This is a genomic window from Thermosinus carboxydivorans Nor1 (genome assembly GCF_000169155.1).
GTDB classification, from domain to species: domain Bacteria; phylum Bacillota; class Negativicutes; order Sporomusales; family Thermosinaceae; genus Thermosinus; species Thermosinus carboxydivorans.
The window spans coordinates 92,306-118,339 of the sequence record NZ_AAWL01000003.1; the positions used below are offsets into that span (position 1 = coordinate 92,306).

Annotated in this window: 25 protein-coding genes; 14 read left to right on the forward strand and 11 right to left on the reverse strand. The window is 54.7% G+C overall.

The window, feature by feature from the left end; genetic code table 11:
- Positions 1 to 63 precede the first annotated feature (63 nt).
- The 5 genes from TCARDRAFT_RS03375 (at position 64) to TCARDRAFT_RS03395 (ending at position 5,454) form a co-directional block, all read left to right on the forward strand.
- Complete coding sequence (locus TCARDRAFT_RS03375; protein ID WP_007288601.1) at positions 64 to 1,437, forward strand: short-chain fatty acid transporter; 1,374 nt, start codon at positions 64 to 66, stop codon at positions 1,435 to 1,437.
- Positions 1,438 to 1,461: 24 nt separating this feature from the next.
- A complete protein-coding gene (locus TCARDRAFT_RS03380; RefSeq protein ID WP_007288602.1) occupies positions 1,462 to 2,418 on the forward strand; it encodes a 3-hydroxyacyl-CoA dehydrogenase family protein in 957 nt (318 codons plus the stop codon).
- Positions 2,419 to 2,703: 285 nt separating this feature from the next.
- Positions 2,704 to 3,354: a bifunctional 2-keto-4-hydroxyglutarate aldolase/2-keto-3-deoxy-6-phosphogluconate aldolase gene (locus tag TCARDRAFT_RS03385; RefSeq protein ID WP_007288603.1), complete on the forward strand. Its 651-nt coding sequence runs from the start codon at positions 2,704 to 2,706 to the stop codon at positions 3,352 to 3,354.
- Between the two features lie 35 nt (positions 3,355 to 3,389).
- Entirely contained in the window at positions 3,390 to 4,412 is a 1,023-nt protein-coding gene (locus TCARDRAFT_RS03390; RefSeq protein ID WP_007288604.1) for a sugar kinase, read from the forward strand.
- A 16-nt stretch (positions 4,413 to 4,428) separates the two neighbouring features.
- The gene (locus tag TCARDRAFT_RS03395) at positions 4,429 to 5,454 is read left to right on the forward strand and encodes a LacI family DNA-binding transcriptional regulator (RefSeq protein ID WP_007288605.1); all 1,026 of its coding nucleotides are present in this window, start codon (positions 4,429 to 4,431) and stop codon (positions 5,452 to 5,454) included.
- A 249-nt stretch (positions 5,455 to 5,703) separates the two neighbouring features.
- Here the strand turns inward: TCARDRAFT_RS03395 and TCARDRAFT_RS03400 are convergent, their stop codons facing one another.
- The 5 genes from TCARDRAFT_RS03400 to TCARDRAFT_RS14505 form a co-directional block, all read right to left on the reverse strand.
- On the reverse strand, positions 5,704 to 6,204 hold the full coding sequence (locus TCARDRAFT_RS03400) for a flavin reductase family protein (RefSeq protein WP_007288606.1): 501 nt from the start codon (positions 6,202 to 6,204) through the stop codon (positions 5,704 to 5,706).
- A 123-nt stretch (positions 6,205 to 6,327) separates the two neighbouring features.
- A complete protein-coding gene (locus TCARDRAFT_RS03405; RefSeq protein WP_007288607.1) occupies positions 6,328 to 7,446 on the reverse strand; it encodes a M20 peptidase aminoacylase family protein in 1,119 nt (372 codons plus the stop codon).
- A 65-nt stretch (positions 7,447 to 7,511) separates the two neighbouring features.
- Entirely contained in the window at positions 7,512 to 7,964 is a 453-nt protein-coding gene (locus tag TCARDRAFT_RS03410; protein ID WP_007288608.1) for a YjiG family protein, read from the reverse strand.
- A complete protein-coding gene (locus TCARDRAFT_RS03415; RefSeq protein WP_007288609.1) occupies positions 7,954 to 8,616 on the reverse strand; it encodes a nucleoside recognition domain-containing protein in 663 nt (220 codons plus the stop codon). Before TCARDRAFT_RS03415 ends, TCARDRAFT_RS03410 begins: the two co-directional genes overlap by 11 nt.
- A 290-nt stretch (positions 8,617 to 8,906) precedes the next feature.
- Positions 8,907 to 9,944: a metallophosphoesterase family protein gene (locus tag TCARDRAFT_RS14505; RefSeq protein ID WP_007288610.1), complete on the reverse strand. Its 1,038-nt coding sequence runs from the start codon at positions 9,942 to 9,944 to the stop codon at positions 8,907 to 8,909.
- 143 nt (positions 9,945 to 10,087) lie between these two features.
- Between TCARDRAFT_RS14505 and TCARDRAFT_RS03425 the strand changes: the two genes are divergently transcribed.
- Together TCARDRAFT_RS03425 and TCARDRAFT_RS03430 are read left to right on the forward strand one after the other, a co-directional pair.
- Positions 10,088 to 10,825 carry a demethylmenaquinone methyltransferase gene (locus TCARDRAFT_RS03425; protein ID WP_007288611.1) on the forward strand — a complete coding sequence of 246 codons (738 nt, stop codon included), beginning with the start codon at positions 10,088 to 10,090 and terminating at the stop codon, positions 10,823 to 10,825.
- Positions 10,826 to 10,838: 13 nt separating this feature from the next.
- A complete protein-coding gene (locus tag TCARDRAFT_RS03430; RefSeq protein WP_007288612.1) occupies positions 10,839 to 11,693 on the forward strand; it encodes a UbiA-like polyprenyltransferase in 855 nt (284 codons plus the stop codon).
- Positions 11,694 to 11,784: 91 nt separating this feature from the next.
- Here TCARDRAFT_RS03430 and TCARDRAFT_RS03435 read toward each other — a convergent pair whose 3' ends face one another.
- Complete coding sequence (locus TCARDRAFT_RS03435) at positions 11,785 to 12,915, reverse strand: HD-GYP domain-containing protein (RefSeq protein ID WP_007288613.1); 1,131 nt, start codon at positions 12,913 to 12,915, stop codon at positions 11,785 to 11,787.
- A gap of 721 nt (positions 12,916 to 13,636) precedes the next feature.
- Positions 13,637 to 14,875, reverse strand: coding sequence for an IS110 family RNA-guided transposase (locus tag TCARDRAFT_RS03440; protein WP_007288614.1), 1,239 nt, complete (start codon positions 14,873 to 14,875; stop codon positions 13,637 to 13,639).
- 409 nt (positions 14,876 to 15,284) lie between these two features.
- On the opposite strand from TCARDRAFT_RS03440, the gene hemL reads away from it, so the two are divergent.
- The 3 genes from hemL to TCARDRAFT_RS03455 all read left to right on the forward strand — a co-directional run bounded on the left by hemL (position 15,285) and on the right by TCARDRAFT_RS03455 (position 18,136).
- Complete coding sequence (gene hemL / locus TCARDRAFT_RS03445; protein ID WP_007288615.1) at positions 15,285 to 16,601, forward strand: glutamate-1-semialdehyde 2,1-aminomutase; 1,317 nt, start codon at positions 15,285 to 15,287, stop codon at positions 16,599 to 16,601.
- Between the two features lie 63 nt (positions 16,602 to 16,664).
- On the forward strand, positions 16,665 to 17,345 hold the full coding sequence (locus tag TCARDRAFT_RS03450; RefSeq protein WP_007288616.1) for a Crp/Fnr family transcriptional regulator: 681 nt from the start codon (positions 16,665 to 16,667) through the stop codon (positions 17,343 to 17,345).
- 17 nt (positions 17,346 to 17,362) lie between these two features.
- Positions 17,363 to 18,136 (forward strand): serine hydrolase, encoded by a 774-nt coding sequence (locus tag TCARDRAFT_RS03455; protein ID WP_007288617.1) that lies wholly within the window; start codon positions 17,363 to 17,365, stop codon positions 18,134 to 18,136.
- A gap of 64 nt (positions 18,137 to 18,200) precedes the next feature.
- On the opposite strand, the gene TCARDRAFT_RS03460 is transcribed toward TCARDRAFT_RS03455, so the two are convergent.
- From TCARDRAFT_RS03460 to TCARDRAFT_RS15940, 4 genes are all read right to left on the reverse strand, one after another.
- Positions 18,201 to 18,878, reverse strand: coding sequence for a hypothetical protein (locus tag TCARDRAFT_RS03460; RefSeq protein ID WP_007288618.1), 678 nt, complete (start codon positions 18,876 to 18,878; stop codon positions 18,201 to 18,203).
- Between the two features lie 200 nt (positions 18,879 to 19,078).
- Complete coding sequence (locus TCARDRAFT_RS03465) at positions 19,079 to 19,381, reverse strand: hypothetical protein (RefSeq protein ID WP_007288619.1); 303 nt, start codon at positions 19,379 to 19,381, stop codon at positions 19,079 to 19,081.
- Positions 19,353 to 20,375 carry a ubiquitin family protein gene (locus TCARDRAFT_RS15935; RefSeq protein ID WP_007288620.1) on the reverse strand — a complete coding sequence of 341 codons (1,023 nt, stop codon included), beginning with the start codon at positions 20,373 to 20,375 and terminating at the stop codon, positions 19,353 to 19,355. Before TCARDRAFT_RS15935 ends, TCARDRAFT_RS03465 begins: the two co-directional genes overlap by 29 nt.
- Positions 20,353 to 21,489, reverse strand: a complete 1,137-nt coding sequence (locus TCARDRAFT_RS15940) for a cell division protein FtsA (protein WP_007288621.1) — start codon at positions 21,487 to 21,489, stop codon at positions 20,353 to 20,355. Before TCARDRAFT_RS15940 ends, TCARDRAFT_RS15935 begins: the two co-directional genes overlap by 23 nt.
- 255 nt (positions 21,490 to 21,744) lie before the next feature.
- Here TCARDRAFT_RS15940 and TCARDRAFT_RS03475 point away from each other — a divergent pair, with 255 nt between their 5' ends.
- The 4 genes from TCARDRAFT_RS03475 to TCARDRAFT_RS03490 all read left to right on the forward strand — a co-directional run bounded on the left by TCARDRAFT_RS03475 (position 21,745) and on the right by TCARDRAFT_RS03490 (position 25,935).
- Positions 21,745 to 21,927 (forward strand): hypothetical protein, encoded by a 183-nt coding sequence (locus TCARDRAFT_RS03475; protein WP_040683004.1) that lies wholly within the window; start codon positions 21,745 to 21,747, stop codon positions 21,925 to 21,927.
- A 151-nt stretch (positions 21,928 to 22,078) separates the two neighbouring features.
- Entirely contained in the window at positions 22,079 to 23,104 is a 1,026-nt protein-coding gene (locus TCARDRAFT_RS03480; protein WP_007288622.1) for an ABC transporter substrate-binding protein, read from the forward strand.
- Between the two features lie 83 nt (positions 23,105 to 23,187).
- Complete coding sequence (locus TCARDRAFT_RS03485) at positions 23,188 to 24,831, forward strand: ABC transporter permease (protein ID WP_007288623.1); 1,644 nt, start codon at positions 23,188 to 23,190, stop codon at positions 24,829 to 24,831.
- Positions 24,832 to 24,852: 21 nt separating this feature from the next.
- Positions 24,853 to 25,935 (forward strand): ABC transporter ATP-binding protein, encoded by a 1,083-nt coding sequence (locus tag TCARDRAFT_RS03490; protein ID WP_007288624.1) that lies wholly within the window; start codon positions 24,853 to 24,855, stop codon positions 25,933 to 25,935.
- Positions 25,936 to 26,034: the final 99 nt, after the last annotated feature.

The window sequence follows — 26,034 nt, forward strand, 5'->3', positions numbered from 1 at the left end:
CACGGAATTTGCTTATACAAAAAACGGGCAACCAGCCACAAAAAAAACAAAAGGAGGAAAAGTATGTCCGATCAGCCAAAAAAGAACAAAGGGATTATTGAAGCAATTACCAGTTTTGCCGAACGGTATGTCCCGGACTCTTATGTTATCCTGCTTATCCTCAGTTTGCTGACCTTCGTCCTGGCCCTTATCTTTACCCCGTCTAATCCCTATCAGGTCGTGCAGGCCTGGGGCAAGGGCTTCTGGATCTTGCTCGAGTTTTCCATGCAGATGGCGCTAATCATCGTCACCGGCTATGCCCTGGCGACAACGCCGCAGTGCAACCGGCTGCTTACCGCGCTGTGCAGCCAGCCCCGCACGGCTGAACAGGTCTACTTGTACGGTGTCATTCTTTCCGCTGTTTCGTATTATCTCAACTGGGGCTTCGGCCTGATTTTCGCCGCCCTGTTAACGCGGGAGCTGGCGCGGCAGGCCGAACTGCGCGGCATCAAAGTCCACTACAAGCTGCTGGTAGCTGCTACCTATTCGACCTTCATGATCTGGCATGTCGGCCTATCCGGTTCGGTGCCGCTCCTTGTCGCCACCCCGACCCACTTCATGGTCAAGGAAATGGGCGTTATCCCGGTCGGTGAAACGCTCTTTCGGCCCTACACCCTGTGGGTGCTGCTCCTCGTGATGCTGGCAATTATGTTCATGTTCTGGAAAGTATTTCCGCCCAAGGACGAAAGCATGATTGCCACCATGCGCCAACTGCGGCCCGACCTGCTTGAACAGAGCCTGGTGGTCAAAGACGACAAAGCGGTCATTTCTACGCCCAGCGAGCGGCTGACGTACACGCCGATTTTGTCCTACTTCATCGGCATCATGTTCATTGTTTATCTGTATTACCACTTCTTTGAGGCCAAGAAATCGCTGGACATCAACTTGGTTAACTTCATCTTCCTCATGCTCATCATCTTTCTCCACCGTACTCCGGCCAACCTGATGAAGGCCGTCAAGGCGGCCACCCCGGCCTGCTGGGGCGTGCTATTACAATTCCCCTTCTACGCCGGCATTTTCGGCATGATGAAATTCACCGGGCTGGTCGAGGTTTTTGCCCAATGGATTATCAGCTTCACCACTCCGACCACCTTCCCGGCCTTTGTCGCCATTTTGTCCAACGTCATCGGCTACTTTATCCCGTCCGGCGGCGGCAAATGGGCGGTTGAAGCGCCGTACATCATCCAGGCCGGGGCGGCGCTTGGCGTGCCGCACGCCAAGACGGTCATTGCCTATTCCTACGGCAACGACTGGGTGAACCTCATCCAGCCCTTCTGGGCCCTGCCGTTTATGTCGGTAGTGGGCCTCGAGTTTCGCGATTTTGTCGGCTACACCTTTATCACCTGGATTGTCGTCGGCATTATCATGTTGCTGGGACTGACCTTCATACCGTTCTAAACTTTAATTCTGGGAGGGTAATTTATGCAACTGGCAGACATCAAGAATATCTGCAACCTCGGCACCGGCACGATGGGGTTCGGTACGGCCCTCGCCTTTGCCATGGCCGGCTATAATGTGCGGATGTTCGGCCGCTCGGCGGCGAGCATTGAGCGCGGCTTCAGCAGTATCAAAGCGGCGCTGGCCACCTACCGCGAACACGGGCTGGTCGAAGAAGCCGACATTCCCGTTATCCTTAATCGTATTAAAGGCGTTACCACTTTGGAAGAAGCGGCGGAAGGCGCCGACTTTGTCATCGAGTCCATCGCCGAGAACCTGGAAACCAAGCGGGAAGTATTTGCCAAAATGGACAAACTGTGCGCCCCGCACACCATCTTTGCCACCAATACTTCCGGTCTCAGCCCGACGGCGATCGCCGAAGCGATTGAACGCAAGGACAAATTCGTGGTAGCCCACTTCTGGAACCCGCCGCATCTGGTGCCGCTGGTCGAGGTTGTTCCCGGCAAGCACACCGCCCAAGAAACGGTGGACCTTACCTGGAAGCTAATGGAGAAAATCGGCAAGAAGCCGGTAGCCCTTAATCGGGAAGCCCTGGGCTTTATCGGTAACCGCCTGCAGCTCGCCCTGCTGCGCGAAGCGCTGTACATTGTCGAGAGCGGCATTGCCTCCAAAGAAGCGGTCGACACGACCATGAAGTACAGCCTTGGCCGCCGGCTGGCCACGACCGGTCCGCTGGAAAGCGCTGACCTGGGCGGGCTGGATATTTTCTACAATATCTCCAGCTATCTATTGGCCGATCTCTGCAACAGCACGGAAATATCGCCGCTGCTTAAAGAAGCGGTGGAAAAAGGCACCCTCGGCGCCAAGACCGGCACCGGCCTATATGACTGGACGCCGGAGGCGCTCGCGAAAGTCAAGAAGACACGGGAAAACGTGCTTATCGAATGGCTGCGCAAAGACAAAGAAGGACAGGTATTCTAAAAATAGGCACAGGCCGCGGATTTACCGCGGCCTGATGTTTTCGGGCGGCAAAAGAAACCACGGAGGGCAGGAGAGATAGTTGCCCTCCGCGTTTTCTGTGGTTCAAAAATGACCCGCAATATTTTCACAATAACTATTCCCGTGACAACGTACGGCGCTTAATTGAAAAAATTTTTTGTAATTATCTCTCTGCTGGCAGGAAAATGCAAGTCGGCAGGGAATATAATTTTTACATATAAACCGGTTTCCTAAACCGGTATACTAAAAAACGGAGGGTGGATACATATGATCCCGAAACTTGCCGTATTGCAAAAAATTGTGGACGCCGGCTTAGTGGCCGTTGTCCGAGCGGAAAACGCCGACCAGGCGCGCAAAATCGCCGATGCCTGCATCAAAGGCGGCGTGGCCGCGATTGAGATTACTTTTACCGTCCCGGGGGCGGTCGATGTCATCAAGGAATTGGCCAATACTTATAAGTCGGGTGAAATCATTATCGGCGCCGGCACCGTCCTCGATCCGGAGACGGCCCGCGCGGCGATTCTGGCTGGGGCGCAGTATGTCGTCAGCCCGTCCCTCAACGTAGAGACCGTAAAGCTGTGCAACCGCTACCAAGTGCCGATTATGGCCGGCGCCATGACGATTAAGGAAATCGTGGAAGCTATGGAAGCCGGCTCGGATATTATCAAGATCTTCCCTGGCGAGTCGATGGGGCCGACCTTTGTTAAAGCGGTCAAGGGCCCGCTGCCCCAGGCGCCCATGATGCCGACCGGCGGCGTCAGCCTCGATAATGTGGCCGAATGGATTAAGGCCGGCTGCGTGGCCGTTGGTGTAGGCGGCAACCTTACGGCCGGCGCCAAGAAGGGCGACTATGAGTCCATCACGGCCATTGCCCAGCAGTTCATTGCCAAAATCCGCGAAGCCCGCGGGCAAAAATAAGGCAAACGCAATGCAAAAGCGAAAGGAGTATTGCAATGGCAAAAGTAGTATGTTTCGGCGAAATTATGTTAAGGCTGTCCCCTCCCGGCTATCTCCGGTTTGAGCAGGCCACCAGCTTTGACGTTGTGTATGGCGGCGGCGAAGCCAATGTTTGCGTTTCGCTGGCCAATTACGGCGAAGAGGCCGTTTTTGTTACCAAAGTGCCTGACAACCCCATTGGTCAGGCGGCCATCAACGAAATGCGCCGCTATGGCGTTGATACCCGCTACATGATCAAAGGCGGCAAGCGCTTGGGCATCTACTTTTGCGAAAAGGGCGCTTCCCAGCGGGCTTCCAAGGTGGTTTACGACCGGGCCGGTTCGGCCATTTCCCAAGCTAAGCGGGAAGACTTTGACTGGACCAAAATTTTTGAAGGCGCTGACTGGTTCCATTTTACCGGTATTACCCCTGCGCTGGGCGACAACGTGGCCGAATGCGTGCTGGACGCGGTAAAGGCGGCCAAGGAAGCCGGCCTGACGGTAAGCTGCGACCTCAACTTCCGGAAAAACCTCTGGACAAGCGAAAAAGCCGGCCAGGTCATGGCGCAGTATATGCCGTATGTCGACGTTTGCATTGCCAACGAAGAGGATGCCGAGAAAGTGTTTGGCATTAAAGCGGCCGATACCGACATCATCGGCGGCAAACTCAGCCATGAGGGTTACAAGGATGTGGCCAAACAGCTCGCGGAGCGGTTTGGCTTCAAGGCCGTGGCCATCACCCTGCGCGGTAGCATTTCCGCTTCGGACAACAACTGGGCGGCCATGCTGTATAAAGACGGCGAATTCTACTTCTCCCGCAATTACGCCATCCACATTGTGGACCGCGTCGGCGGTGGCGACTCTTTCGGCGGCGGCTTGATTTACGCCCTGCTCAACGGCTATTCCAACCAAGATGCCCTCGAGTTTGCCGTAGCCGCATCCTGCCTCAAGCACACCATTGAGGGTGACCACAACCATGTAACCTTGAGCGAAGTTAAGGCGCTCATGGCCGGCGACGGTTCGGGCCGCGTACAGCGGTAAGGGACCGAAGCAACTTATGCCGATCACCATTCGGGACGTTGCCCAGCAGGCGGGCGTATCCAAAAGCACTATTTCCCGTTATCTCAATGGGCGCTACGAGTGCATGAGCCTTGAGACGCGGGAGCGCATCGCCCGGGTCATCGCTGAACTTGACTACCGCCCCAACGCCGTGGCCCGCAGTCTGAAGCAGAAACGGACCCATACCGTGGGGGCCATTGTCGCCAATATTCTTAACCCTTTTTCCACCAGTATTATCCGCGGGGTGGAGGACCACTGCAAAAAGCACGGGTTCAACCTGATTTTGTGTAACGCCGACGACGACCCGGTCAAAGAGCGCGAATACATCGAAATGCTGACCGCCAAACAGATTGACGGCCTGATTATCAATACTACCGGCGGCAACAATCCCCTGGTCAAAGAGGTAAATGCCAGCGTTCCCGTCGTCCTCATTGACCGAAAAGCACCGGAAATGGGCCTTGATACCGTTACCGTGGACAGCGACCTGGGAGCGCGGTTGGCGATTGGCCATCTGGTCGGCCTTGGTCACCGCCGCATTGCGATGTTTACTTTGCCCTGCGACCAGGTAAGTCCCCGGCTGGAACGGGTACGCGGCTATCAAGCCGCCCTGGCCGAATATAACATTCCTTTCCGGCCGGAGCTGCTCGTTGAGACCGATACGCAGCTGGAAACAGTTATCGCCAAGGTGCGGGAGCTGCTGACAAGAGCGCCGGGTGAGCGGCCCACGGCGATCTTCGGTGCCAATAACCTCATGACTATGGCCATTGTTAAAGCCCTTAAACGCCTGGGGGTAGCCATTCCCCGCGATATGGCGGTCATCGGCTTTGACGACTGGGAATGGGCCGAGCTTATTGATCCGCCGATCACCGTTGTTGCCCAGCCGGTCTACGATATGGGGGTTAAAGCGGCGGCCGTGTTGATCAAACGGATTAAGGCCGGCAAGCCGCCGAAAAAACCGGCCACGGTAGTATTTGCCCCGCAGCTGGTCGTCCGTGCGTCCTGCGGCGAACTCCTAAACGCATAACCGGATAATAAGAAGTAAGAGGTCAACCTTTGTGGGTTGACCTCTTAAAATTTATTGGTGCGCGCTTTACCCTGCAAAGCGCTAAACCGCTAAGGCCGCAAAGAACGCAAAGGGCTACGCGTGCGACGGTTGTCGCTTGAAGTTATATTTATAGAACCGCGGAGGACACGGAGGGGATATTTTTTAAACTTTAGCGCGATAAATATCGCGCGCTCTGCGTTCTCCGTGGTTAATGTTTAGTATTATATTTTACTCTTCGCGGTAGCAGGCGACGATTTCGCCAAAGTACAGAGTATGGAAGTCGCCGCTGGCGTAGCATTTGGCCTTGTAGGCCGGGTCAAGGGCGGCGGGGTCCAGTGGGTGCTTGTAGACAATTTTGCACTCGTAGTGAAGACCACAGCCGGCAATGATCGGGGTAGCGACTTTTTGACCGGGGAGCAGGGTGAGGCCGGCCGCGGCGAACTTGTCTAGATCCCGGCCGGACTTAGTGCCGCACAGGGCCAGGGCCTGCTGCATGTCCTGCAGGGGGATGCTGACTGTAAACTCGCCGCTCTGTTCGATTAATTGGTAGGTATAGCGGGAGGGACGGACCATGACGGTAAATACCGGCTTGCCCCACATAAAGCCGATGTTGCCCCAGGCAATGGTCATGGTGTTGGTTTTGCCGCCGTGGGCGGTGGTCAGAAAGGCGCCCTTGCTGAGGATTTCAATGGCTTTAGTTGCATATTCGGTATAGGGAACTTCGCGCATAGCATCAACCTCCTAAAAATTATTTTACCATGATATTCTAAAATTATGTCTGATTTCCTTGTTTTTATATAAATCGTCGAAGGAAAAACCCTCACTCAGGCAGCCTGAATGAGGGTTCTAAATTTAGGCCTTAATGCCGACTAATTTATCTACCATGTAGAGCAGGATGTTTACCCCGTTAATCAGGGCATCGGGATTAAACTTCATTTCCGGATGGTGCAGGCCGGGGGCGGCATCGGCGCCAAGGCCGATATACGCGGCTTTGATGCTCGGCTTATGTTTCACGAAGAAGTGAAAGTCTTCGCCGCCGGGCGTGGTTATGGGTCCTAGCAGGCCGGCCGGGCCGAGTACGTCGGTAATTGCTTCTTTCGCCAGTTCAACCATATCGTTGTCATATTCCGCCGCCGGACAGCCGCCTGATACTTTTACCTCGGCGGTGGCGCCGACGGTAGCGGCGGCCGCCTCGATGGCCCGGGTAGTTTTCTTGATCAGGTCATCCATCAGGCCGTTGTCCTGCGACCGCAGGTCGAGGGCCATGACGGCCTTGTCCGGAATGGCGTTTAGCGCCGCGCCGCCGGCGTGCAGCTTCGTGACTTTGACCGTTGCCGGTATCGTCGGGTTCATATGGATGGCATTTACGGCGTTGACCGCGGCCGCCGCGGCGTCAATGGCATTTATGCCCAGGTGCGGACGGGCGCCGTGGGCAGTCAGGCCGTGAATGGTCGCCTCCATGATGTAACTGGCGCCGTGGTAGAGGGCGGGAGTGGCTTGGCCGACCCGGGCTTCCTGAATGGGGCGGAGGTGGATGCCTACCACCATGTCGACATCGTCGATGGCGCCGTCTTCGATCACCCGCAGCGCGCCAAACAGCTTTTCTTCGGCCGGCTGGAAGAGAATTTTGAGCTTGCCCCGTTCAATGCCTTTACGGGCCAGTTCTTCCGCCACCGTCAGCACCATCGCCGAGTGGGCGTCATGGCCGCAGGAATGAATGGCGCAGGGCTTGCCGTCAACTATATGGCCCAGAGCGTCCATATCGGCGCGGAGCGCCAAAACCGGGCCGGGTTTGCCGCTGTCAAGGACGCCGACCACGCCGGTGCCGCCAATACCGGTTTGTACTTGATATCCAGCCTTACGCAGCTCTTCGGCAAGGTAGGCTGATGTCTTCACCTCTTCGAAGCCCACTTCCGGCATGGCGTGCAGGGTGGCCCATACTTCTTTCACTCTTGTCGCTAAATCGGTCATAATAATCCCTCCTTAGGTTAAAGGCTGCTTTGGGCTTTGTGCGCAAAGCAGCCGGGATGGCGTTATTAGGCAAATAAACGCATAATCAGCATGGCAATCATGGCGTTGACAATACAAATGCCGAACAACATCGGATAAAACCGTGACTGGACGCCGGCGGTGCCGAGCAGTCGTCCCATATATTGGATTTGGGCGCCCATCAGAATAATGGCTGGCAGTAAAATGGTGACATGGCTGTTGTTCAAAATGCCTTGGGAGTATAGGCTGGCCGCGACGCCGACGCCGCCGCCCATCGACAGCCAGGCGCTCACAAGCACCATCACGGCCTGTCCGGGTAGCCCAAAGAGGGCCATAATGGGTGCAAACACCTTACCGAGAATGTCCAGCAGGCCGGTAACTTTTAAAAATTGAATCATGACAAAGGCCATTAGAACATTGGGAAGCATGCTGTTGATGGCAACGTTCCATCCTTTGCGGGCACCGTCAACAAAAACGTCGGTGATGGTTTTATTTGCCATTGTCAAGATCCTCCTTCACGAATTTATTCAGGTACAACCGCATGACATTAGCGCCAAACACTTTCATGACGAAGATGACGGCCAATGGCAAAATGATGGGAACGGTCAGGAACGAAAAGAGCGCCGCGCCCGTTGACAGATAGTTGGTAATGGTGCCACCTGCCGAAAACTGAAAGGCGCAAAAAATAGTCTTTTCTTTTTCGGTAATCGCTCCGTTTTCGCGCAGCGCTTTCGTCATGCCGGCGCCGGCATCAGTGCTTTGCAGGCTGGAGATGAGGGCCAGACCGGCGATGCCGGGAATGCCGAGCAAAGGGCGAAGAATCGGGGTTAACAGTTTTTGGGCGGCCTTTAGCCCGCCAAGATGGTCGACGACTTCGATAATACCGAGGGCCAGCATTACCGAAGGGATAAGGCTAAGCGCGAACAAAAAGCCGTCGCGGGCGCCGGCCCCGCCCATGCCGGTAAAGGTTGCCTTGGCGGCGTCTTTCATGGTGCCGAATTTGCCGTTGATGACATTGAAATCGAAGGCGGATATCCAGCCTTTGGCACTGGCGAAAATTCCCGAGAAAAAGATAATGGCGAAAATTAGCGCCAGGTAACCGGCTACCGGTACCTTTAGCTCTTGTTTGGCGTTTTGGCTATCTTGGTTCATTTTAATCCTCCTTTAAGCTTTGAATTTTAAATATTGCATGCAAAATACAGTGCACCTACTTGCTGTATCGCCTGCGCTACTCACCTAGCCTTTCGCAAAAATTTGCCGCAACACGGCGGGCCTACCGTACAGGGCTTTGGGTAGCGTCTGCCAGCCCTTCGGTAAATGTAAATTCATGGCAATAACAATATTCTTGGTAGGTGGACAATTTTCCTGCAGGGTTCTCGAACAAATGTTAACTATACAAAGTAAGGACGAGGCGGCGTCTGTTGCAAGGCGCCACTTCGTCCTCATAGCTGGACCGGCGTAATCTCAACGACGTCGCCGTTTACTTTCACCAGGACGAAATGGTACACGCCGCCGGCCGCGCGGGCAGCATAGAGGGGGGCGCCGGCGCCGCCGGTGATGTAGTAGGGAACGCCCAGGCGTTCACCCTGATAATACATATGGATATGAGAGCAGAAGACGGCCGTGACGCCGTACTGCGCCGCCAGGTTTTGCAGCCGGTCGGCCAGTTCGCGGCTGTTTACGGTGTGCGAGCGGCCGGGGCGCGGATCAAAAGGCGGTTTATGCATAATGATAAAAGTGTGACGCGCCGTCCGCTCCTTTAGTTTGTTTTCCAGCCAAGCAAGCTGGCGCGCGTCCATGTCGCCGTCGGCGTTGTCCAGGACGAGAAAGAGGCTGTTGCCCCAGACGAAGTCATAATAGTTAGGGGCCAACAGGCGATTATAGAGGGTGCGGCCGTCGCCCTGAATGTCATGATTGCCGAGAGCGGTATAGTAGGGAATGGTTAGTCTGGCCGAATCGGCCAAAAACTGCTCGTATTCGCCGGCTCTGCCCGCCGGGACAAGGTCGCCGCCGTTGACGGCAAACTCGGGCCGCAGGGCATTGATTTTGTCGAGCAAGGAGAGGTAAACATCCCGACCGTCGCGGTTGTCGCCGAAGACGGCGAAAGAAAAGGCCGGGCCGGTGGCGGTCACAAACGATACCGCCGGCGTCGTACCGGGCGGCAGGATAAACTGATAACGGGCGCTGGTCGGGCTTAAGATCTCGACCGTAACGGGCGCGAGGCCGCGGGTGCTGACGGCCTGGACGGCGACGTTGGTCAGGATAATGCTTACGCCATGCGGCGCTTGCCACTCCTTGGTGTCGAAGACGACATGAATTTCGGGGCGGTAAGCCCGCAGGGTATAGGACGAGCTGCCGGTGGCGGTTACGACCGCCCCGTCGGCGACAATGGCTGCCGGTTCTGTCTGGGCTTTGGACAAACAGCCGGTAACTAGCAAGATTACGAGGACGAAACCGATAGCAAACGATAGTTTTTTCATAAGGGCACACTCCTAACGGCAGGCTGCTTAAGCCATTCGGGCCGGCCAGACCGGTTCCCTGCCGGAAAGCGGGTCTTGGCGAAGCGGCGCCGACGGTATATAATTTAGGAATGACACTAACATCGCGAAAGGGGGTAAGGGGCATGGCGGAGACTTACCAGCAGAAGGACAAGCTCGCCGGCAAGGAAAAAGAGGCTTTTGTCCATAGCGTATTTTCGACGATTGCCCACCGCTACGACCTGCTCAACACGGCCCTTAGTTTCAACCAAGACAAGCGGTGGCGCCGCTTTGCCGCCGCTAAAACCGGTCTGGCGCCCGGCGGCGCGGCGCTTGATGTTTGCTGCGGCACCGGCATGCTGGCCCTCGAACTGGCGAAGCTGGCCGGTCCGGCTGGCCGGGTGGTAGGACTGGACTTTTGTGAGAATATGCTGGCTCAGGCCCGGGAAAATATCGGGAAAACGCCCTATGCCGCGACGATTGAGCTCGTGCAGGGCAACGCCATGGACCTGCCCTTTGCCGACAATGCTTTCGACTGTGCGACCATTGGTTTTGCCCTCCGCAACGTGCCTGATATTGAGCGGACGGTGGCAGAAATGCGGCGGGTAGTGCGGCCCGGCGGGACGGTTGTTTCGCTGGAGCTGGCCAAGCCAAGCGCGCCTGTTTTCAAGCACCTCTATTATTTTTATTTTGAACAGGTATTGCCGCTCCTCGGCAAATTGGGCGTAGGCATCGACGGCCCCTACCGCTGGCTGCCCGAGTCGCTGCGGCTGTTTCCCCACCAGCGGGAGATTTGCGCCCTGTTTGCCCGCATTGGCTTGAAAGAGGCTTGTTACTATGAACTTACCGGCGGCATTGTGGCTGTTCATGTCGGGATTAAATGAAAGGGGGGCTAGTGTGAAGGCTGGTAAAATTGCCGTTTTTTTGGAAATGATTAAATTTGAACATACCATCTTTGCCCTGCCGTTTGCGTACATGGGAGCGCTGCTCACCGAGCAAAAGGTGCCGTCAGCCTATCACTGGCTGTGGATTACCGTGGCGATGGTGGGAGCGCGGACGGCAGCAATGTCCCTTAACCGCCTGATCGACCGCCATATTGATGCCCGCAATCCCCGCACGGCAGGAAGGGCGTTGCCGCGGGGACTGATCAGCGTAGCCGAGGTGTGGCTGTACATCATCGTTTCGTTCGCGTTGCTCGCCCTCGCGGCCTACATGCTCAGCCCACTGGCCTTTAAACTTTTTCCCCTGGTCGTTCTTGCCCTGACTTTTTACTCCTATACCAAACGGTTCACCTGGACCTGTCATTTCTTTTTGGGCGGGACGCTCGGTCTGGCGCCCCTTGGGGCCTGGATCGCTATCGCTAACGAAATAACGCTGGCCCCAGTGCTATTGGCCCTGGGCGTAATGTTCTGGGTAGCCGGCTTTGATATCATCTATGCCTGTGACGATTACGATTTTGACCGGCAGGCGGGCATCTACTCCATTCCCGCCCGGTTCGGCATCGCGGCGGCGCTCAAAATTTCCACGGTGCTCCATGTGGTGGCGCCGCTGTTTTTCGCTGCCGTAGGTATTATTCTCCGGCTGGGCGTCTTTTATTGGCTAGGTCTGGCCGGGGCGCTGGCGCTGCTTTACTACCAGCATACCCTGGTGGCGCCTGATGATTTGTCGCGGTCGGGCGTCGCCTTCTTCAATCTCAACGGAGCGTTAAGCATGGTGATGTTTGTCTGTACGTTTCTCGACATTTTGCTGTAGAAAAGTCGCGGGCCTGCAGCTTGGCGAAACCGCAGGCCTTATGTATTCTTGGCAATTCTCGCCGTCGGCGGGCGGGGCAAAGGTTAAAAGGTTAGTAGTTTAAAGCCTGACTTAAGTCTTGGACGCTTAAACGGTTGCCGAGGGCGATAATCTCATCTTCGGCTAATACTTTGCAGATAAAGGCAGAAAGCTCTTTCGTCAAATCCACCTCGTACGGCTGGGGAAGGGCCCGGCCTTCGCGGTCGGTCAGCAGTCGGACGGTAGGCCGGAGAGGCAGGTCGGGCGGGACATGGATAACTACGGCGACTTCGCCGCTATTTAGCTGAACGAAGCTGCCGACGGGATAGCAGGCAATCCGGCGAAGGAACTGGTCGAGCATTGCGCCGTCAAAATGTTTGTTGTGGAAAACGAGAAGAATCTCGTAGGCTTCATGGGGCGGCATGGCCCGCCGGTAGGGACGGTCGGAGGTAAGCGCGTCATACACGTCAGCGATGGCGGCAATGCGGGCGTAGGGATGGATTTCGTCGCCCTTAAGGCCCCGGGGATAGCCGCTGCCGTCCAACCGCTCGTGGTGCTGAAAGGCGATGTGGGCGGCCAGAAGGGGGATTTCGGGATTTTGCTTGCGCAGGATTTCGAAGCCGGTGGCGGCATGTTGCTGCATGATGGCCATTTCTTCCGCTGAAAGTTTGCCCGGTTTATTGAGGATGGCCGGCGGGATAGCGATTTTTCCTAGGTCATGCAGCATGCCGCCGAGGGCCAGTTCTTCCAACTGGCCGCGGGCATAGCCCAGACTGAGGCCGGTAAATACCGAGAGAATGCTGACATTGACCGAGTGGCCGAAAGTGTAATCGTCGTAGGTGCGGATGTCGGTGAGGTGAATAAGCGCCGCGCGATTCTGCAGGATCTCGTCGACAATGGCCTGCGCCGCTGTCTCGAGGGCATTCAGATCAAGCCGCCGGCCCAGGCGGAATTTGGCGAAAGACTGCTGGACGGTCGCGATCGCCTGTTGCCTGGTTTCTTCTCTGATGGTCTCCGGCACTTCCAGGTCATCGGTGTAAGGGTTGGCAATGTAGATAGAGGTAATGCCCAGGAGGGGCAGGCGGTCGATATAGCGCTTGGTGAGAATAGTGCCTTGGCTTAGCAGCAGCTGGCCCTGGGCGCTGAAAACGTTTTTGGCGACTACCATGCCTGGCTGCAGGTGGGCTACGGAAATACGTTGCATCGTGTTCTCCCCCAGCATCTGGTTGATAGCTAGTTTGGCAATTTATTGTAAAATACGATTTTTTTCGACTGTTAAAATGGTTTTTCCTGCCGAATTAGGTATTTTATTGGCAACGACATTACCGTAAGCGAACCGCTTGAATTATGGACAATTTGTGCAAGATGTACATCCAAAAAATACACTTGACTGTATGAACAGGAAACGGTATAATCAAACTAACTCCACACGGTTAACGCGATGACAGGGAAGCAAATGCTTTTAGGCCTTCAGAGAGTCGGCGGGTGGTGCGAGCCGGCGGCCGGGGCAGGCGTTCCGCCCTTGAGCGGCTGGTGATGAATCATGACGGGAACCGCCCGATACAGCGGAGCAAAGTTGGCCGGATGGCAACTAGGGTGGCAACGCGGGAGCAACCTCTCGTCCCTGCTGGGATGAGAGGTTTTTTGCATGTGGGCTGGCCCTGCTGTTACGGTCAAGAAGTGGGTGGCACCGCGGGACTAAATCTCGCCCCAAACCAGGGGCGGGATTTTTTTATTGGGTAAACGGAAAGAGCAGCGGTACGATGTCAAGAGGCTAATTTAACATAAAAAACTATGTATTGCTGCTACCTAAGGTGGTGAACCGAAAAAAGGCAAACCTTAACTAGACCCACCAATATCCACATCAAGATGGTAATATATGGTAACTGGTGGACAAAGAAAAATGGTCTTTTTAATCGGTTATGTCAGACTCCCCCTTCTGGTTTATAAATTCGGTTGGTACGCAGCAGAGAATCGACCAACCGTACCAGTTTACGGGCTGTAAGCGCAAGGGCACGTTTTGTGGCAAAGGTTTTAGGCTCGGCCAGCTTCTGAGCGTAATACCGGGCGAAAACAGGGTCGTGCACCCTGACACTGTTTGCCGCTTCCATCAAATAATACCTCAGATAGCGGTTGCCGGAAAGAATAAGCCTTGATTGGGCTGCCGTAAAGTTGCCTGATTGATGCTCAGTCCAAGCAAGACCGGCAAATTTAGCTAATTGGCGATGATTTTTAAATTGGTTGATATCGCCAATTTCGGCCAAAATACCGGCGGCAAAGATTGGGCCAATGCCCGGAACTGTATCAAGGGTCTGGGGAATAGTCGCCAGATGGTCTTCGATAGCCTTGTTAAGGGATTTGATTTGCTCCTGAAGAGTACGGATGACCCGAATGAGCGAAGCCATAGCTAAATTAACGGAATCGGCCATAGATTGAGGAAGCCTGTACGAAGAACGAGCGGCTTTTTGCAAGGCCTTGGCAACTGCAACAGGGTCATCAAAACGGTTTTTGCCGCGCTCTACCAGAAACTCTACAAGCTGATCCAGGGAGATATTGGCTATCTCCTCAGCAGAATCAAACTCTTCCATAACGGCCAAGGAAGTAGCGGATAACTTGTTAGAAAAAGGTCCGACGGTGTAATCACTAAACTTTAAATACAGGTTGGTCATAAGAATATTGCTATTGCGCGTAAGTTCGCGAACTAGATGAAGGCGGGCCCTGGTTAAGCGCTGTAAAGCCAAGAGCGGCTCATTTAAAGTAAAAGGGTGAGGTAAATGGCCAGAGCGGAGCTTGGATGCAATGAACCAGGCATCCACACGGTCATTCTTGGGAGCGTCGAGGTAGTGTGATTTCTTAAAATCCCTAATCAGGCTTGGATTGAAAACATATACCTTGGTTTCAGGGCAATCAAACGATAAATGATGTTGCAAATACATGGCGACATGAGTGGAATAACAACCTGTATGTTCCAAGCCAAAGAGGACTTGATCAAAACCGTGTTTATGGACAAGAGAGACAATGCGGTCCTGGAATTCTAAGATGCCAGGACGGTTGTTGGCAACGGAAAAACGACACAAAGGCCGTTTTTCTTCCTGAAGTGTTAAGCAACAAACAACATTGTCCTGACTGCTTACATCAATTCCGACAAACAAGGGAGATGGCATAGGAAACACCTCCTTTCAAACAGGATGAGGATGTCTACGGTCCTGGGATGTCCCTGGGAAACCCATGAACGACAGCCTTGCGTGCTATTGGAATACACCGGAGGCCACCGGTGCACAAGCCTTCCTCTGCTGGCGGAAGGGGCGGCCGAACGGGAAACATTCAGCGTGTAGGTCTATACCATGGGGCCAGGGGAACACTCTTACTGTGGAAGAACCCTTCAAGAGGGGCAACAGGGGGAAACGGAACATTCCCTTGGTAGACATCCACCTATGGCTATTTTCCCAAAGACATCCCAGGACCGTAAAGAGATTTTGAGGATGTTTCATTTTCAAAAATAAAGAAGAGCAGCTTTGGTTGATTATGTTAATCAACTGGTCGCTACTCTTAATATACAAGGAGGGAAGGGTTATGGCCTTCAGCTTGAAAAAATCGGCCCAGGCGTTTGCCGAGGCCAAAGCGTATATTCCCGGCGGGGTAAACAGTCCGGTACGGTCCTTCCGGGGGGTCGGCGGGACGCCGCCTTTTATCGCCCGCGCCGCCGGCAGCCGTCTTTATGACATTGATGGCAATGAATACATTGACTATGTCGGCTCATGGGGCCCGATGATTCTCGGTCACGCCCATCCGGCGGTGACCGAGGCGTTGCGCGACGCCCTGATGCGGGGCACCAGCTACGGCGCGCCAACCTTGCTGGAGACCGAACTGGCCAAGATGATCCAGCAGGCAGTGCCGTCCATGGAACTTGTCCGCATGGTCAACTCCGGCACCGAGGCGACCATGAGCGCTCTCCGGCTGGCACGGGCCTACACCAAGCGCAATAAAATCGTCAAATTTGCCGGCTGCTATCATGGCCACCATGACAGCCTGCTGGTTAAAGCCGGGTCGGGTGCCACGACCCTCGGCGTGCCGGACAGTCCTGGTGTGCCGGAAAGCATTGCTGGCAATACGATCACGGTAGCCTATAATGATATCGACGGACTGGAACAAGTCTTCCGCCAAGCCGGCGAGGATATTGCCGCGGTCATTATCGAGCCGGTGCCCGGCAATATGGGCCTTATCCTCCCGCGGGATGGGTATCTGGCCGCCGTGCGCCGCATTACCCAAGAGTACGGCGCTCTCCTTATTTTCGACGAAGTTATGTCCGGCTTCCGCGTCGCCTACGGCGGCGCCCAGGCGTACTACGGCATCAAGCCCGATTTAACCACCCTCGGCAAGGTCATCGGCGGCGGCCTGCCGGTCGGCGCTTACGGCGGCCGGCGAGATATCATGGAACTCATTGCCCCGGCAGGGCCGGTGTATCAGGCGGGCACCCTCAGCGGCAACCCGCTGGCCATGACGGCCGGCCTGACAACGCTGAAGATTTTGGCCGAAACGCCGGATATGTACCAAAAGCTGACCGAAAAGACGCAAACGCTGTGCGCCGGCCTCAAGGCCCAGGCCGAGAAGTTCGGCTTTAACCTCCAGTTCCACCAAATCGGCTCCATGTTCGGCCTGTTTTTCAGCGATAAACCGGTCTATGACTATGACAGCGCCAAACAGTCCGATGTAGGCGCCTTCAACACCTTCTTCCACGCCATGCTGGAACAAGGCGTGTATCTTGCGCCGTCCCAGTTCGAAGCCGCCTTCATGTCGGCGGCGCACTCGGACGATGACATCGCGGCCACCATCGGCGCCAGCGCCCGTGCCTTTGCCAAGGTGGAGGAATATTATAAGAATGGAAAGTAGAAAGTGAAAAGTGGAAGGTAGGAATTGGTAAGTGGTTGCCTGCAGCGCAGAAGGAGGCGGGGTATGGACTCCATTGAATACTTGAAAAAACTGCCGATTTTCGCCGACCTGACTGACCGGCAGCTGGCCGAGATCCACAGCCTCACCACCGAGCGGCTCTATCGCAAGGGCATGGTTATCTTTATGGAGGGCGAACCAGGCGAGGGTTTTTACTTTGTCAAAAGCGGCAAGGTCAAGATCGTCAAGATGACGGACGATGGCCGTGAACATATCATTCATATTCTGGGGCCCGGCGACCTGTTCGCCGAGGTGCTGCTTTTTAACAACCGGCCTTACCCGGCTACGGCCATCGCCGCCGAGGACGCGCGGGTCGGCATGATCAAAAACACCGATTTGGAGCGCTTGGTGCTAAGCAACAACCTCCTGGCGCTTCAGCTTATTAAAGCCCTTAGCCAGCGCCTGCTTTACGCTCAGCAGAAGATTAAAAATCTGGCTCTTAATGATGTGACCGCCCGCACGGCCGAAACGCTCCTCAGGCTGGGTAAGCAGCACGGCCGGCGGACGGCGCGGGGCATTGAAGTCGAGCTTGACCTATCGCGGCAAGATTTGGCCAGCCTGGTGGGAACGACACGGGAGACGGTCACCCGTACCCTCAGCTCCATGAAGAAAGACCGCTTGATTGACTTTGACGGCGACATCCTCATATTGCTGCAGCCCGAGAAGCTGGCCAGACTGGTACAGTAATCTAAACAGGTGAAACTATGAAAAAATGGTTAATTGCAATCGTCCTAGGCATCACGATAGTACTTGCCAATGCGACCGTTTTTGGCGCGCCAAGACCGACCGCCAAAGAAGTTACGGCCTATGCCAACACTTTTGAAGGCAGTATCGGCATTTATGCCAAAAATCTCAAAACCGGGAAGACTTATGCCTATCGATCCGACGTTGTCTTCCCTACGGCCTCAACAAGCAAACTTGTTGTTGCGTTGGCCGCTTATAAGTACTTATATCCGGCCGCCGACGCCGACAAGCGAACCGTTTATGACGATGATATTGAAAAAATGATCACCGTCAGCGACAATGAGGCGTTTTATGATTTGCTCAACGAATTTGATGAGAAAATGCCGGCGGCGCTGGCCCGGACGCTCAAAGACTTGCGCCTGAAAAAAACGATGATCCATGACGACCGGGCTTTTCAGCTATATAATTACCACAGCGTAACCACCCCTAAAGAGATGGCGGCGGTAATGGAGACGATTTATCGGGGAAAATATTTAGGCAAACAAACATCGCAACATCTTTTGGATACGTTAAGCCGCACTATATTTACGGACGAAATCCCCCGTTACATGCTCACACCGGTGATGCACAAAGTGGGCGAACTGGATGACGTGCTATGTGATGTAGGGATTGTCGACGACGGCAAAAATCCAATCCTTATCAGTGTTTATACTTCATCTTCGGCCGCGACAGATTATAAGAGCGACTACATCGCCAATATCGCCGCCAAGGTATATAATCTCTTGCGTAAATAGCAGCGGCGGAAAATGAAAGCAGCGTGATGCACGATTGGCTCACGCTGCTCTATTATTATTCGCTTTATTTTCGGCCGCCGTGACTACTGCCAGCGCCTCCCTTGCCGCTGGTGGGCCCTTTGCTTCCTCCGGAAGCGTTGGTATTGCTTTTCTGGCCGTTATCGCTCTTTTTACCAGTGGTGTTCTTCTCTGCGATGGTATCTGTACTGGCGGCATTTTTCACCGCTTGGGCTTCGTGATCCAGTTTAGCATCCTTCATCGCCGCAGCTGCTTTCGTGGCGGCGGCATTTAAGCTGACATTCAACTGTTTAGCGATGACGCCCCATCCGAGTTTATTTTCCCGCATGGCCATGATGTCCGCAACAGGCTTGCCGCTTAGCTGAGCCAGACTATAAGCCAGAGAAATTTCGCCGTAGCCATAATTGGCCTGACGCATATTGGCCACTTCCTGTGCCGTCACGGTCATTCCATAGGTTTTGGTTATGCTGTCAGCAACGACGCTGTCGCGCTTTGTAGCTATCGTCTGTGACTGAGTCTGAGTTTGGGTCTGAGTCTGAGTCTGTGTTTGTGTTTGTGTCTGTGTCTGTGTCTGCGTCTGCATCTGCACAGTAGTTTCTACTGTTGCAGTTACCGCCGAGGTAGCGCTTACGTCAGCCGTTGTTTCAGCGAAAGCCGCGGCCGGGCCGGTCAGCACCAAACTACCGGCCAATAATATCATTAGCCAAAACTGTTTTTGGAACATTGGTTGCTCATCCTCCTGTTCATAACCTTTGATTTCAGCATATCACAGGGAATGGCAGTTTTCCACCGGCTCCAGTCTCAAGAAGACGGGCCATAGGGCCTATTTTTACGGCAAAAGGCCAAGCCAGCGCCAGTAGGCCTGGGCAATAGTGAGCAAAACCAGGGGCGTCAGCGCCATTTTGACCGCAAAGACGCGAACCATCAGCGGCCACGACATATAGCCGGAGCTAAACGCGCCAGCATCAGCACTCCGTATTGATAGGGGAAAATATACTGATCCATAAAGTCAATTTTGCGGAATTTGTCTTTGTTCATTAGATTAACGCCCGGAAGAAAAAGCACGGCGGCGACCACGAGCAACAGCCAGCCAAGGTCAATATGGTGGAACGAAGCGGTGGACAAGAGAACCAGGCTGGCGGCCAGGATAACGGCGGCCCCGGTGTAAATTATTGCCAGCCATTTGCTGGCGGTTTTGCTACTGCCTATCGGTGATAGCAATGACATCGATGCGGTCCCCTTTTTTTACCGGGGTAGTGTATTCGGCCGCCTGGCCGTTGAGCAAAAGGTCGATGCGAATAACGTTATGCAGGGCCCGGGGGTTGAAAGCGGCGGCCAGGAGTACATCACTGACCGTCGGCGGCTGTTCGCTTAAGCTAAACTCGATGACGCTACCGGCAGGCGCGGTTTCCTCGGGGTCGGCCGGGCGGCCATTGAGGATAAGCGTCAATCGCCTGAGCGGCACCTGACAGGGCGCGCCGTTAAAGGTAACGGTGATGAATTCTTCATTAAGGCCGGCCAAGCCAAGTAACTGGGCCAGGGTAGGCGGTGCGGGCGGGGGCACGGTGATGACGTCGCCGGGCTTTACGGGCCAGTCGGGACTGGCCTCCTGCCCATTGATGAGGTAGCGCGGCCACTGACGGTAGGTGCGTTCACAGCCATTTACGGTATAGGTAAATTGAACAGGGCCCGCGGCCCGCCCAAGCTGCGTAAGCACTTCACCCAGCGTATCCGGCAAGCGGCAGGTTACTTCGCTGCGGTCGGCAAGCAAGGTAGCGGCATCTGCCGGGTTGCCGTTAACGGTGACAAGCGGCGCGACGGTAATCGGTTCGCCATCGACGATAACGGTAAACGGCTGGGGCAAGGTGGCGACATCAGTCACGCGCGGTCGGGGCGTGACGCCATCCCTGCCTTTTGTGACGGTAATGACATCGCCATCCTGCAGGGGGTGGTCGAAGCCGGCGGGCTGGCCGTTGATGGTGACACTTCCCGGCTGGCCGTGACTGCCAGGGAGAAACTTGGTTTCGCCATTGACCCGCACGGTAATCCCCAGGCCTGGCCGGCCGTGGAGGCTGCGGGCATCGATGCCGGCGGCGAGGAGGGCATCGGTGACGGTAAGTTTACCGAAGTTGAATAGCCGAAGCGGCTGGCCGTTTAGAAAAATATTGGCGAAATGCAGCGCAGAGCTGCCGGCCAGCTTAAGATGCCGAGCGGGGTACACCGTCGGGCGCTTGTAGCGACGGCGGAATAGTGGTAAAGCCGTCAACGGCGTCCGGGCGGCGGATGCCGACGCGGGCGGCCGGGATGTCCAGCGCCTGGGCCAGCGCCGCCGGCAAGAGCGGCGTCAGCGCCCCGCCGCCAACGAGGAGCACGGCCTGTGGTGGCTGACCGTTAAGGTCAAGGATTTGGCGGGCGATGAGCTGGGCAAGGTCGCCTACCGCCGGGGCAAGGCTGGCCATCAATTCTTTGGCCGGTACCTTATGTTGCATGCCAAGAACATCAGTGAAATTCACTTTTTTCTTTTTATCGCCAAGTTGGCGTTTAACCTGCTCGGCAACATTGAAATCCAGCAGATACTGCTGCGATAAGGCTTCTGTAATCTCGTCACCGGCGCAGGGCACCATGCCGTAACCGATGACTGACCCGCCGCGGGTGATGGCCACGTCAGAAGTGCCGGCTCCCACGTCAACCAGGGCCAGATTAAGGTGCCGCATGGTGGGCGGGATGAGGACATTGATAGCGGCGATCGGCTCTAAGGTGAGGGTGGCAATTTCCAGTCCCACCGCCTGGACGGCGGACTGCAGCGAATCGATGACCTGGCGGGGGAGGAAAGTGGCGATGAGTTCAATTTCCGCCCTTTTTCCCCGTTGTCCTACCAGACTTTTAAGGGGGCAGCCGTCCAGGCTAAAGGTAACCACGCTATAGCCGACACAGTAGTAGGCAGTAGGGTCGAACGCAGCGCCAGCGGTGGCTAAACTGCGCTGCGCCGTCTGCAGGCCGGCAAGCTCCAGCGCCCGCTCGTCACTTTCCGTCAGCGCTCCGCGCCCGCCCACGTCGAGGTCGGCGGTAACGCGGAGGGTGCTAAGGGCCCGGCCGGCGGCGGCCACGGCCACTTTGGGCAAGGGGCTGACGATCCGCTCCAGGCGGCTTTTTATTTCGGCCAAAACGCCAGCCACCTCGGTGACATCATGAATTTGCCCGTCCAGCATGGCGCGGGTATAGTGCTCCTGGCGTTCGACCGCCAGGAGATTAATTTTATTGGCAACCTGTTCCCCAAGCAGGCCGACGACGCTGCGCGTACCGATGTCCAAGGCGAAGAGCAGCTTTTTATCCATAGCGCATAACTCCTGTTGCATGTAAATTGTTAATTATTTCTCGCTTCCGCCATTCTTTTCCTTTTTCACTGACGAGGCATGAAGGAGGGGAGTGCGGCATATAGTGGAAATGGAGGCATAGCTATTAATAGATAATATTATCAGCTAATAATATATTGAAAATTGCGATAAAATAAAATATAATAAAACTGTAATGGTAGCAGGTAATATTATCAGGTCTTAGTTCGGTTAATATTTAGCAGGGGGGAGTCAGTAGTGAAACAACAGTTTTGGTGTGAACATCTTGACAAGGCGTCCAAGTACACAGTTCAAAAATATAATTTTGACGGCCGTGAGGTGCTGCTGCGGGTGCAGACCTGGGTATGTCCCGAGTGCGGCGTCCATGGTGCGGATACCGAGATTGTCAAAGAAGAGTATTGCGAACAAACTGCCGGGTAATCCCGGCTATTTTTTTGAGCAATATTTGCATAGTGCGATCCGGACTATTTTGGCAGGGCGGCAGGATTTTCCCAAAAGCCAAAGAATTAGAAAAATACTGAAATGATTAGCTCTTTCCGCGGCAGGGAAAAGCAGTAAGGAGGAGCACGGCGTGTCGAAGACGTGGAAAAAAGTGACGGCAATACTGGTTATTGTCCTGATGGTGGCGCTGGCCGCGGGGTGCGGCAGCAAGCCGCAAAGCGCTCAGCCGCAGAAACTGATCATTTACTACGGTCTTATGGAAGACCACATGGTAAAGGCTGTCCAACAGTTTGAGAAAGAGACCGGCATTAAAGTGGAAGCGGTGCGCATGAGTTCCGGCGAGATCCTGGGCCGCATCAAGGCGGAAAAAAACAATCCCAAGGCCAGCGTCTGGTTCGGCGGACCGGCTGACGGCTTTATTCAGGCTAAGGAAGACGGGCTTTTGGAAAAATACGTTTCGCCCAGCGCCGCCAAGATTCCGGCCAAATACAAAGATCCTGAGGGATACTGGACGGGTATCTACGTGGGCTATCTAGGTTTTGTTTCGAACCAGAAGCTGCTGGCCGAAAAGGGCCTGCCGGTTCCGCAGAGCTGGCAGGATCTGCTTAATCCGGCGCTGAAGGGCCAGGTAGTCATTGCTAACCCTGGTTCATCCGGGACGGCTTACACTATGCTGGCCACCATTGTCCAGCTCATGGGCGAGGAAAAAGGCCTGAAATACATGAAAGATCTGCATGGCCAGATCAAGACCTATCCTAAATCCGGTACGGCCCCGGGTCGGATGGTAGGCCAGGGTGAAGCCACCGTCGGCGTGACCTTCCTGCATGATGCCATCAAATACAAGGAAGAAGGCATGAAAGATATTGTTATTTCCGCACCGGTGGAAGGCACGGGCTATGAGATCGGCGCCGTCGCCATCATCAAAGGCGGCCCCGACCAGGCCGCGGCCAAGAAATTTGTCGACTGGTGCCTGACCAAAGAGGCCCAAGAAATCGGCCAAAAAGCCGGGTCGTATCAGTTTTTGACCAATCCGGAAGCGATAGCACCGTCCCAGGCGGCAGCAATCAAGGATACCAAACTGATCAACTACGACTTGAACTGGGCGGGCGCCAACCGCAGCAAGCTTGTTGAGAAATGGAACAACGCCATTAAATAATTTAAAATAGCAGGGATACTTAGCGCGTCTTTTCAGCCAAGCGGGCGCCCCGGTAAGGCGCCCGCTTCTTATGAGGTGGAGCAATGCGCAAAATCATTCACGACCCTATTTTATTGGTAACTATTATTCTCGTTATTTGTTCATTGGTCTTGTTTATCGTCTGGCCGCTGTACGCGGTGCTCAAAGAGGGGATAGTGACGGCGGAAGGCGACCTGACGCTTCAATATTATCGTGATGTTTTCCGGCAGGACGAAAACGTCCGGGTACTTGTCAACACCGTGATGGCAGGGGTGGTCGTCAGCTTTTTTGCCACGACCGTGGGCTTTTTGTTCGCTTACGCCGATGCGTTTCTTAATATCCCTTTTAAACGCCTATTCAACATTTTGGCCTTTCTGCCCATCATTTCGCCGCCCTTTGCCCTGGCGATGTCCTTCATCATGTTGTTCGGTCAGCGGGGCTTTATTACTTACAGCTTGCTGGGCATCAAGGATGCCAACGTGTACGGTTTTACCGGCCTGGTGGTTGTACAGGTTCTCACTTTTTTTCCTATTGCCTATCTCGTGCTGGCCGGCTTGATGCGAAAAATCGACCCGTCTTATGAGGAGGCGGCCCGCAACATGGGCGCTTCCCGCTGGCATATTTTCCGGACCATTATTCTGCCGCTGCTTACGCCCGGTATTGCCAATGCCTTCTTGCTGGTGTTTATTCAAACGGTGGCCGATTTTGGCAATGCCATGGTGATTGGCGGCAATTTTACCACCCTGGCCGCGAAGATTTATCTCCAGGCCATGGGAAACTACGATATCAAGGGTGGTACGGCGCTGGCGACGGTGCTGCTCAGCCTTTCGGTCCTTATGTTTATTGTTCAGAAATACTGGGTGGGGGAAAGGTCATATGTTACTGTTACCGGCAAGCCGTCCCGCCAGCGCGAACTGGTCACCGACCGTTCCCTGAACTGGCTGATTGGTCTGCCCTGTTTTTTGGTCAGCCTGTTCGTCCTGGTGCTCTATATTCTTATTCCTTACGGTTCGTTTACCAACCTGTGGGGTATCGACTATACACCGACGCTGAAGCATTATGAATATATCTTTTCTTTGGGTCTAAAACCAATTCTTGATACCACCTATCTCTCGCTGTTGTCCATGCCCATGACCGGTATTCTGAGTATGATTATCGCATTTCTCATCGTGCGCAAGCGCTTTTTCGGCCGTAAGGCAATCGAGTTTATTTCGATGCTGTCAATGGCCGTCCCCGGCACCGTCATTGGCATGGGCTACGTGCTGGCCTATAATGAACCGCCGCTGGTGCTTACCGGTACGGCAACCATCATTCTTATTGCCTTTATTTTCCGCAACATGCCGGTCGGTATCCGCGCTGGCGTAGCATCCCTGCAGCAGATTGACCCGTCCATCGAGGAAGCGGCCCAAGACCTTGGCGCCAACGCGTTCAAAGTGTTTACTTCGATTACTATTCCGCTGATTAAGTCGGCCTTTTTCAGCGGCTTGGTTTACAGTTTCGTCCGCAGCATGACGGCAGTCAGTGCCGTTATTTTCCTGGTTTCGGCCAGCTACAACCTGCTGACGGTAGCTATTATGAGCCAGGTCGATGTCGGGCGGTTGGGGGTAGCGGCGGCCTATTCCACCGTTCTCATTGTCATTGTCCTGGTAGTAACGGGCATGCTTAAGTTCGTGTTCAATCGCATGGGAATAAATGTCGAGGGTGTGTAAAGTTTTGAGGGGGAAAACAAATTGAAAAATTCGAAAAGCGTTCGCCTGCAAAATCTGGTGAAACGGTATAACGGTGCGGCCGGCCGGGGCGTATTGGCCGTTAACGATGTAACGCTTGATGTCTCGGCGGGTGAGTTTGTTACCTTGCTGGGGCCTTCCGGCTGCGGCAAAACGACTATTTTACGCATGATCGCCGGCTTTGAAACACCGACAAGCGGCAATATTTATATTGGCGGCGAGGAAGTAACTCGCCTTACCCCGGACAAACGCGACACGGCGATGGTGTTCCAGAGCTACGCGTTGTTTCCGCACCTTACCATTTTTGAGAATATCGCCTACGGTCTACGTATCAAAAAAATGAAAGACAGCGACATCCGCGCCAAAGTCAACCATATTCTTGAATTAGTAGGCCTTACCGGCCTGGAAGGGCGCTACCCCAACCAGCTTTCCGGAGGCCAGCAGCAGCGGGTGGCCTTAGCTCGGTCGCTGGTGATGGAACCGTCGGTTCTGCTGTTCGATGAGCCGCTGTCAAACTTGGACGCCAAGCTCAGGGTGCATATGCGCGGTGAAATTCGGCGGATTCAACGCGATATTGGCATTACCAGCATTTATGTGACCCATGACCAAGCCGAAGCCATGAGCATGTCTGACCGGATTGTCATTATGAACCAAGGGAATATTGAACAAATTGGCTCGCCCTTTGAAATTTACACTCGGCCGCGGACCAAGTTTGTCGCCGATTTCATCGGCATGGCTAACATCCTGGCCGGCGAGGTCGTTGCCGCCGGCAATGGGATGGCCACTGTCAGCTTCCTCGGCCAGACCTTCACGGTCGCGACCGACCTTGTACTCAGTCCAGGCGAACCGGTGAGCGTGGTCCTGCGGCCGGAAACGCTTAGGCTGGCTACTGAAGGGCCGCTTGCTGTGCAAGTTGCGGCTTCGGTGTTCATGGGGGCATATCAGGAGTATAAAATTACTGCCGGTGGTCAAAGCCTAACCGTCATCGATTATGATCCGGTCCAAAAGGCCGCCTTTCAGGCCGGCGACCGGGCGGCTCTCTTGATAAGGCGCGAAAGCGTTCATATATTGAAGTCTGCACAGTGACCTTTTAATTCAAGATATTGAGCCCTATCTAGCGACAAGGGGACAGGTGTGCTGTCTCCTTGTTTTTATGGTAGCACCGAAGCTGTGCCTATCATCCGG

Bases quoted from the DNA above. Each gene is read 5' to 3' on its own strand.
- TCARDRAFT_RS03425 (WP_007288611.1), top strand. From the start codon at position 10,088: ATGGCGGAGACTTACCAGCAGAAGGACAAGCTCGCCGGCAAGGAAAAA.
- TCARDRAFT_RS03390 (WP_007288604.1), top strand. From the start codon at position 3,390: ATGGCAAAAGTAGTATGTTTCGGCGAAATTATGTTAAGGCTGTCCCCT.
- TCARDRAFT_RS03465 (WP_007288619.1), bottom strand. From the start codon at position 19,381: ATGTCATTGCTATCACCGATAGGCAGTAGCAAAACCGCCAGCAAATGG.
- TCARDRAFT_RS03410 (WP_007288608.1), bottom strand. From the start codon at position 7,964: ATGGCAAATAAAACCATCACCGACGTTTTTGTTGACGGTGCCCGCAAA.
- TCARDRAFT_RS03375 (WP_007288601.1), top strand. From the start codon at position 64: ATGTCCGATCAGCCAAAAAAGAACAAAGGGATTATTGAAGCAATTACC.
- TCARDRAFT_RS03435 (WP_007288613.1), bottom strand. From the start codon at position 12,915: ATGCAACGTATTTCCGTAGCCCACCTGCAGCCAGGCATGGTAGTCGCC.
- TCARDRAFT_RS03455 (WP_007288617.1), top strand. From the start codon at position 17,363: ATGAAAAAATGGTTAATTGCAATCGTCCTAGGCATCACGATAGTACTT.
- TCARDRAFT_RS03395 (WP_007288605.1), top strand. From the start codon at position 4,429: ATGCCGATCACCATTCGGGACGTTGCCCAGCAGGCGGGCGTATCCAAA.
- TCARDRAFT_RS03380 (WP_007288602.1), top strand. From the start codon at position 1,462: ATGCAACTGGCAGACATCAAGAATATCTGCAACCTCGGCACCGGCACG.
- TCARDRAFT_RS03385 (WP_007288603.1), top strand. From the start codon at position 2,704: ATGATCCCGAAACTTGCCGTATTGCAAAAAATTGTGGACGCCGGCTTA.
- TCARDRAFT_RS03485 (WP_007288623.1), top strand. From the start codon at position 23,188: ATGCGCAAAATCATTCACGACCCTATTTTATTGGTAACTATTATTCTC.
- TCARDRAFT_RS15940 (WP_007288621.1), bottom strand. From the start codon at position 21,489: ATGGATAAAAAGCTGCTCTTCGCCTTGGACATCGGTACGCGCAGCGTC.
- TCARDRAFT_RS14505 (WP_007288610.1), bottom strand. From the start codon at position 9,944: ATGAAAAAACTATCGTTTGCTATCGGTTTCGTCCTCGTAATCTTGCTA.
- TCARDRAFT_RS03400 (WP_007288606.1), bottom strand. From the start codon at position 6,204: ATGCGCGAAGTTCCCTATACCGAATATGCAACTAAAGCCATTGAAATC.
- hemL (WP_007288615.1), top strand. From the start codon at position 15,285: ATGGCCTTCAGCTTGAAAAAATCGGCCCAGGCGTTTGCCGAGGCCAAA.
- TCARDRAFT_RS03450 (WP_007288616.1), top strand. From the start codon at position 16,665: ATGGACTCCATTGAATACTTGAAAAAACTGCCGATTTTCGCCGACCTG.
- TCARDRAFT_RS03460 (WP_007288618.1), bottom strand. From the start codon at position 18,878: ATGTTCCAAAAACAGTTTTGGCTAATGATATTATTGGCCGGTAGTTTG.
- TCARDRAFT_RS03440 (WP_007288614.1), bottom strand. From the start codon at position 14,875: ATGCCATCTCCCTTGTTTGTCGGAATTGATGTAAGCAGTCAGGACAAT.
- TCARDRAFT_RS03405 (WP_007288607.1), bottom strand. From the start codon at position 7,446: ATGACCGATTTAGCGACAAGAGTGAAAGAAGTATGGGCCACCCTGCAC.
- TCARDRAFT_RS03415 (WP_007288609.1), bottom strand. From the start codon at position 8,616: ATGAACCAAGATAGCCAAAACGCCAAACAAGAGCTAAAGGTACCGGTA.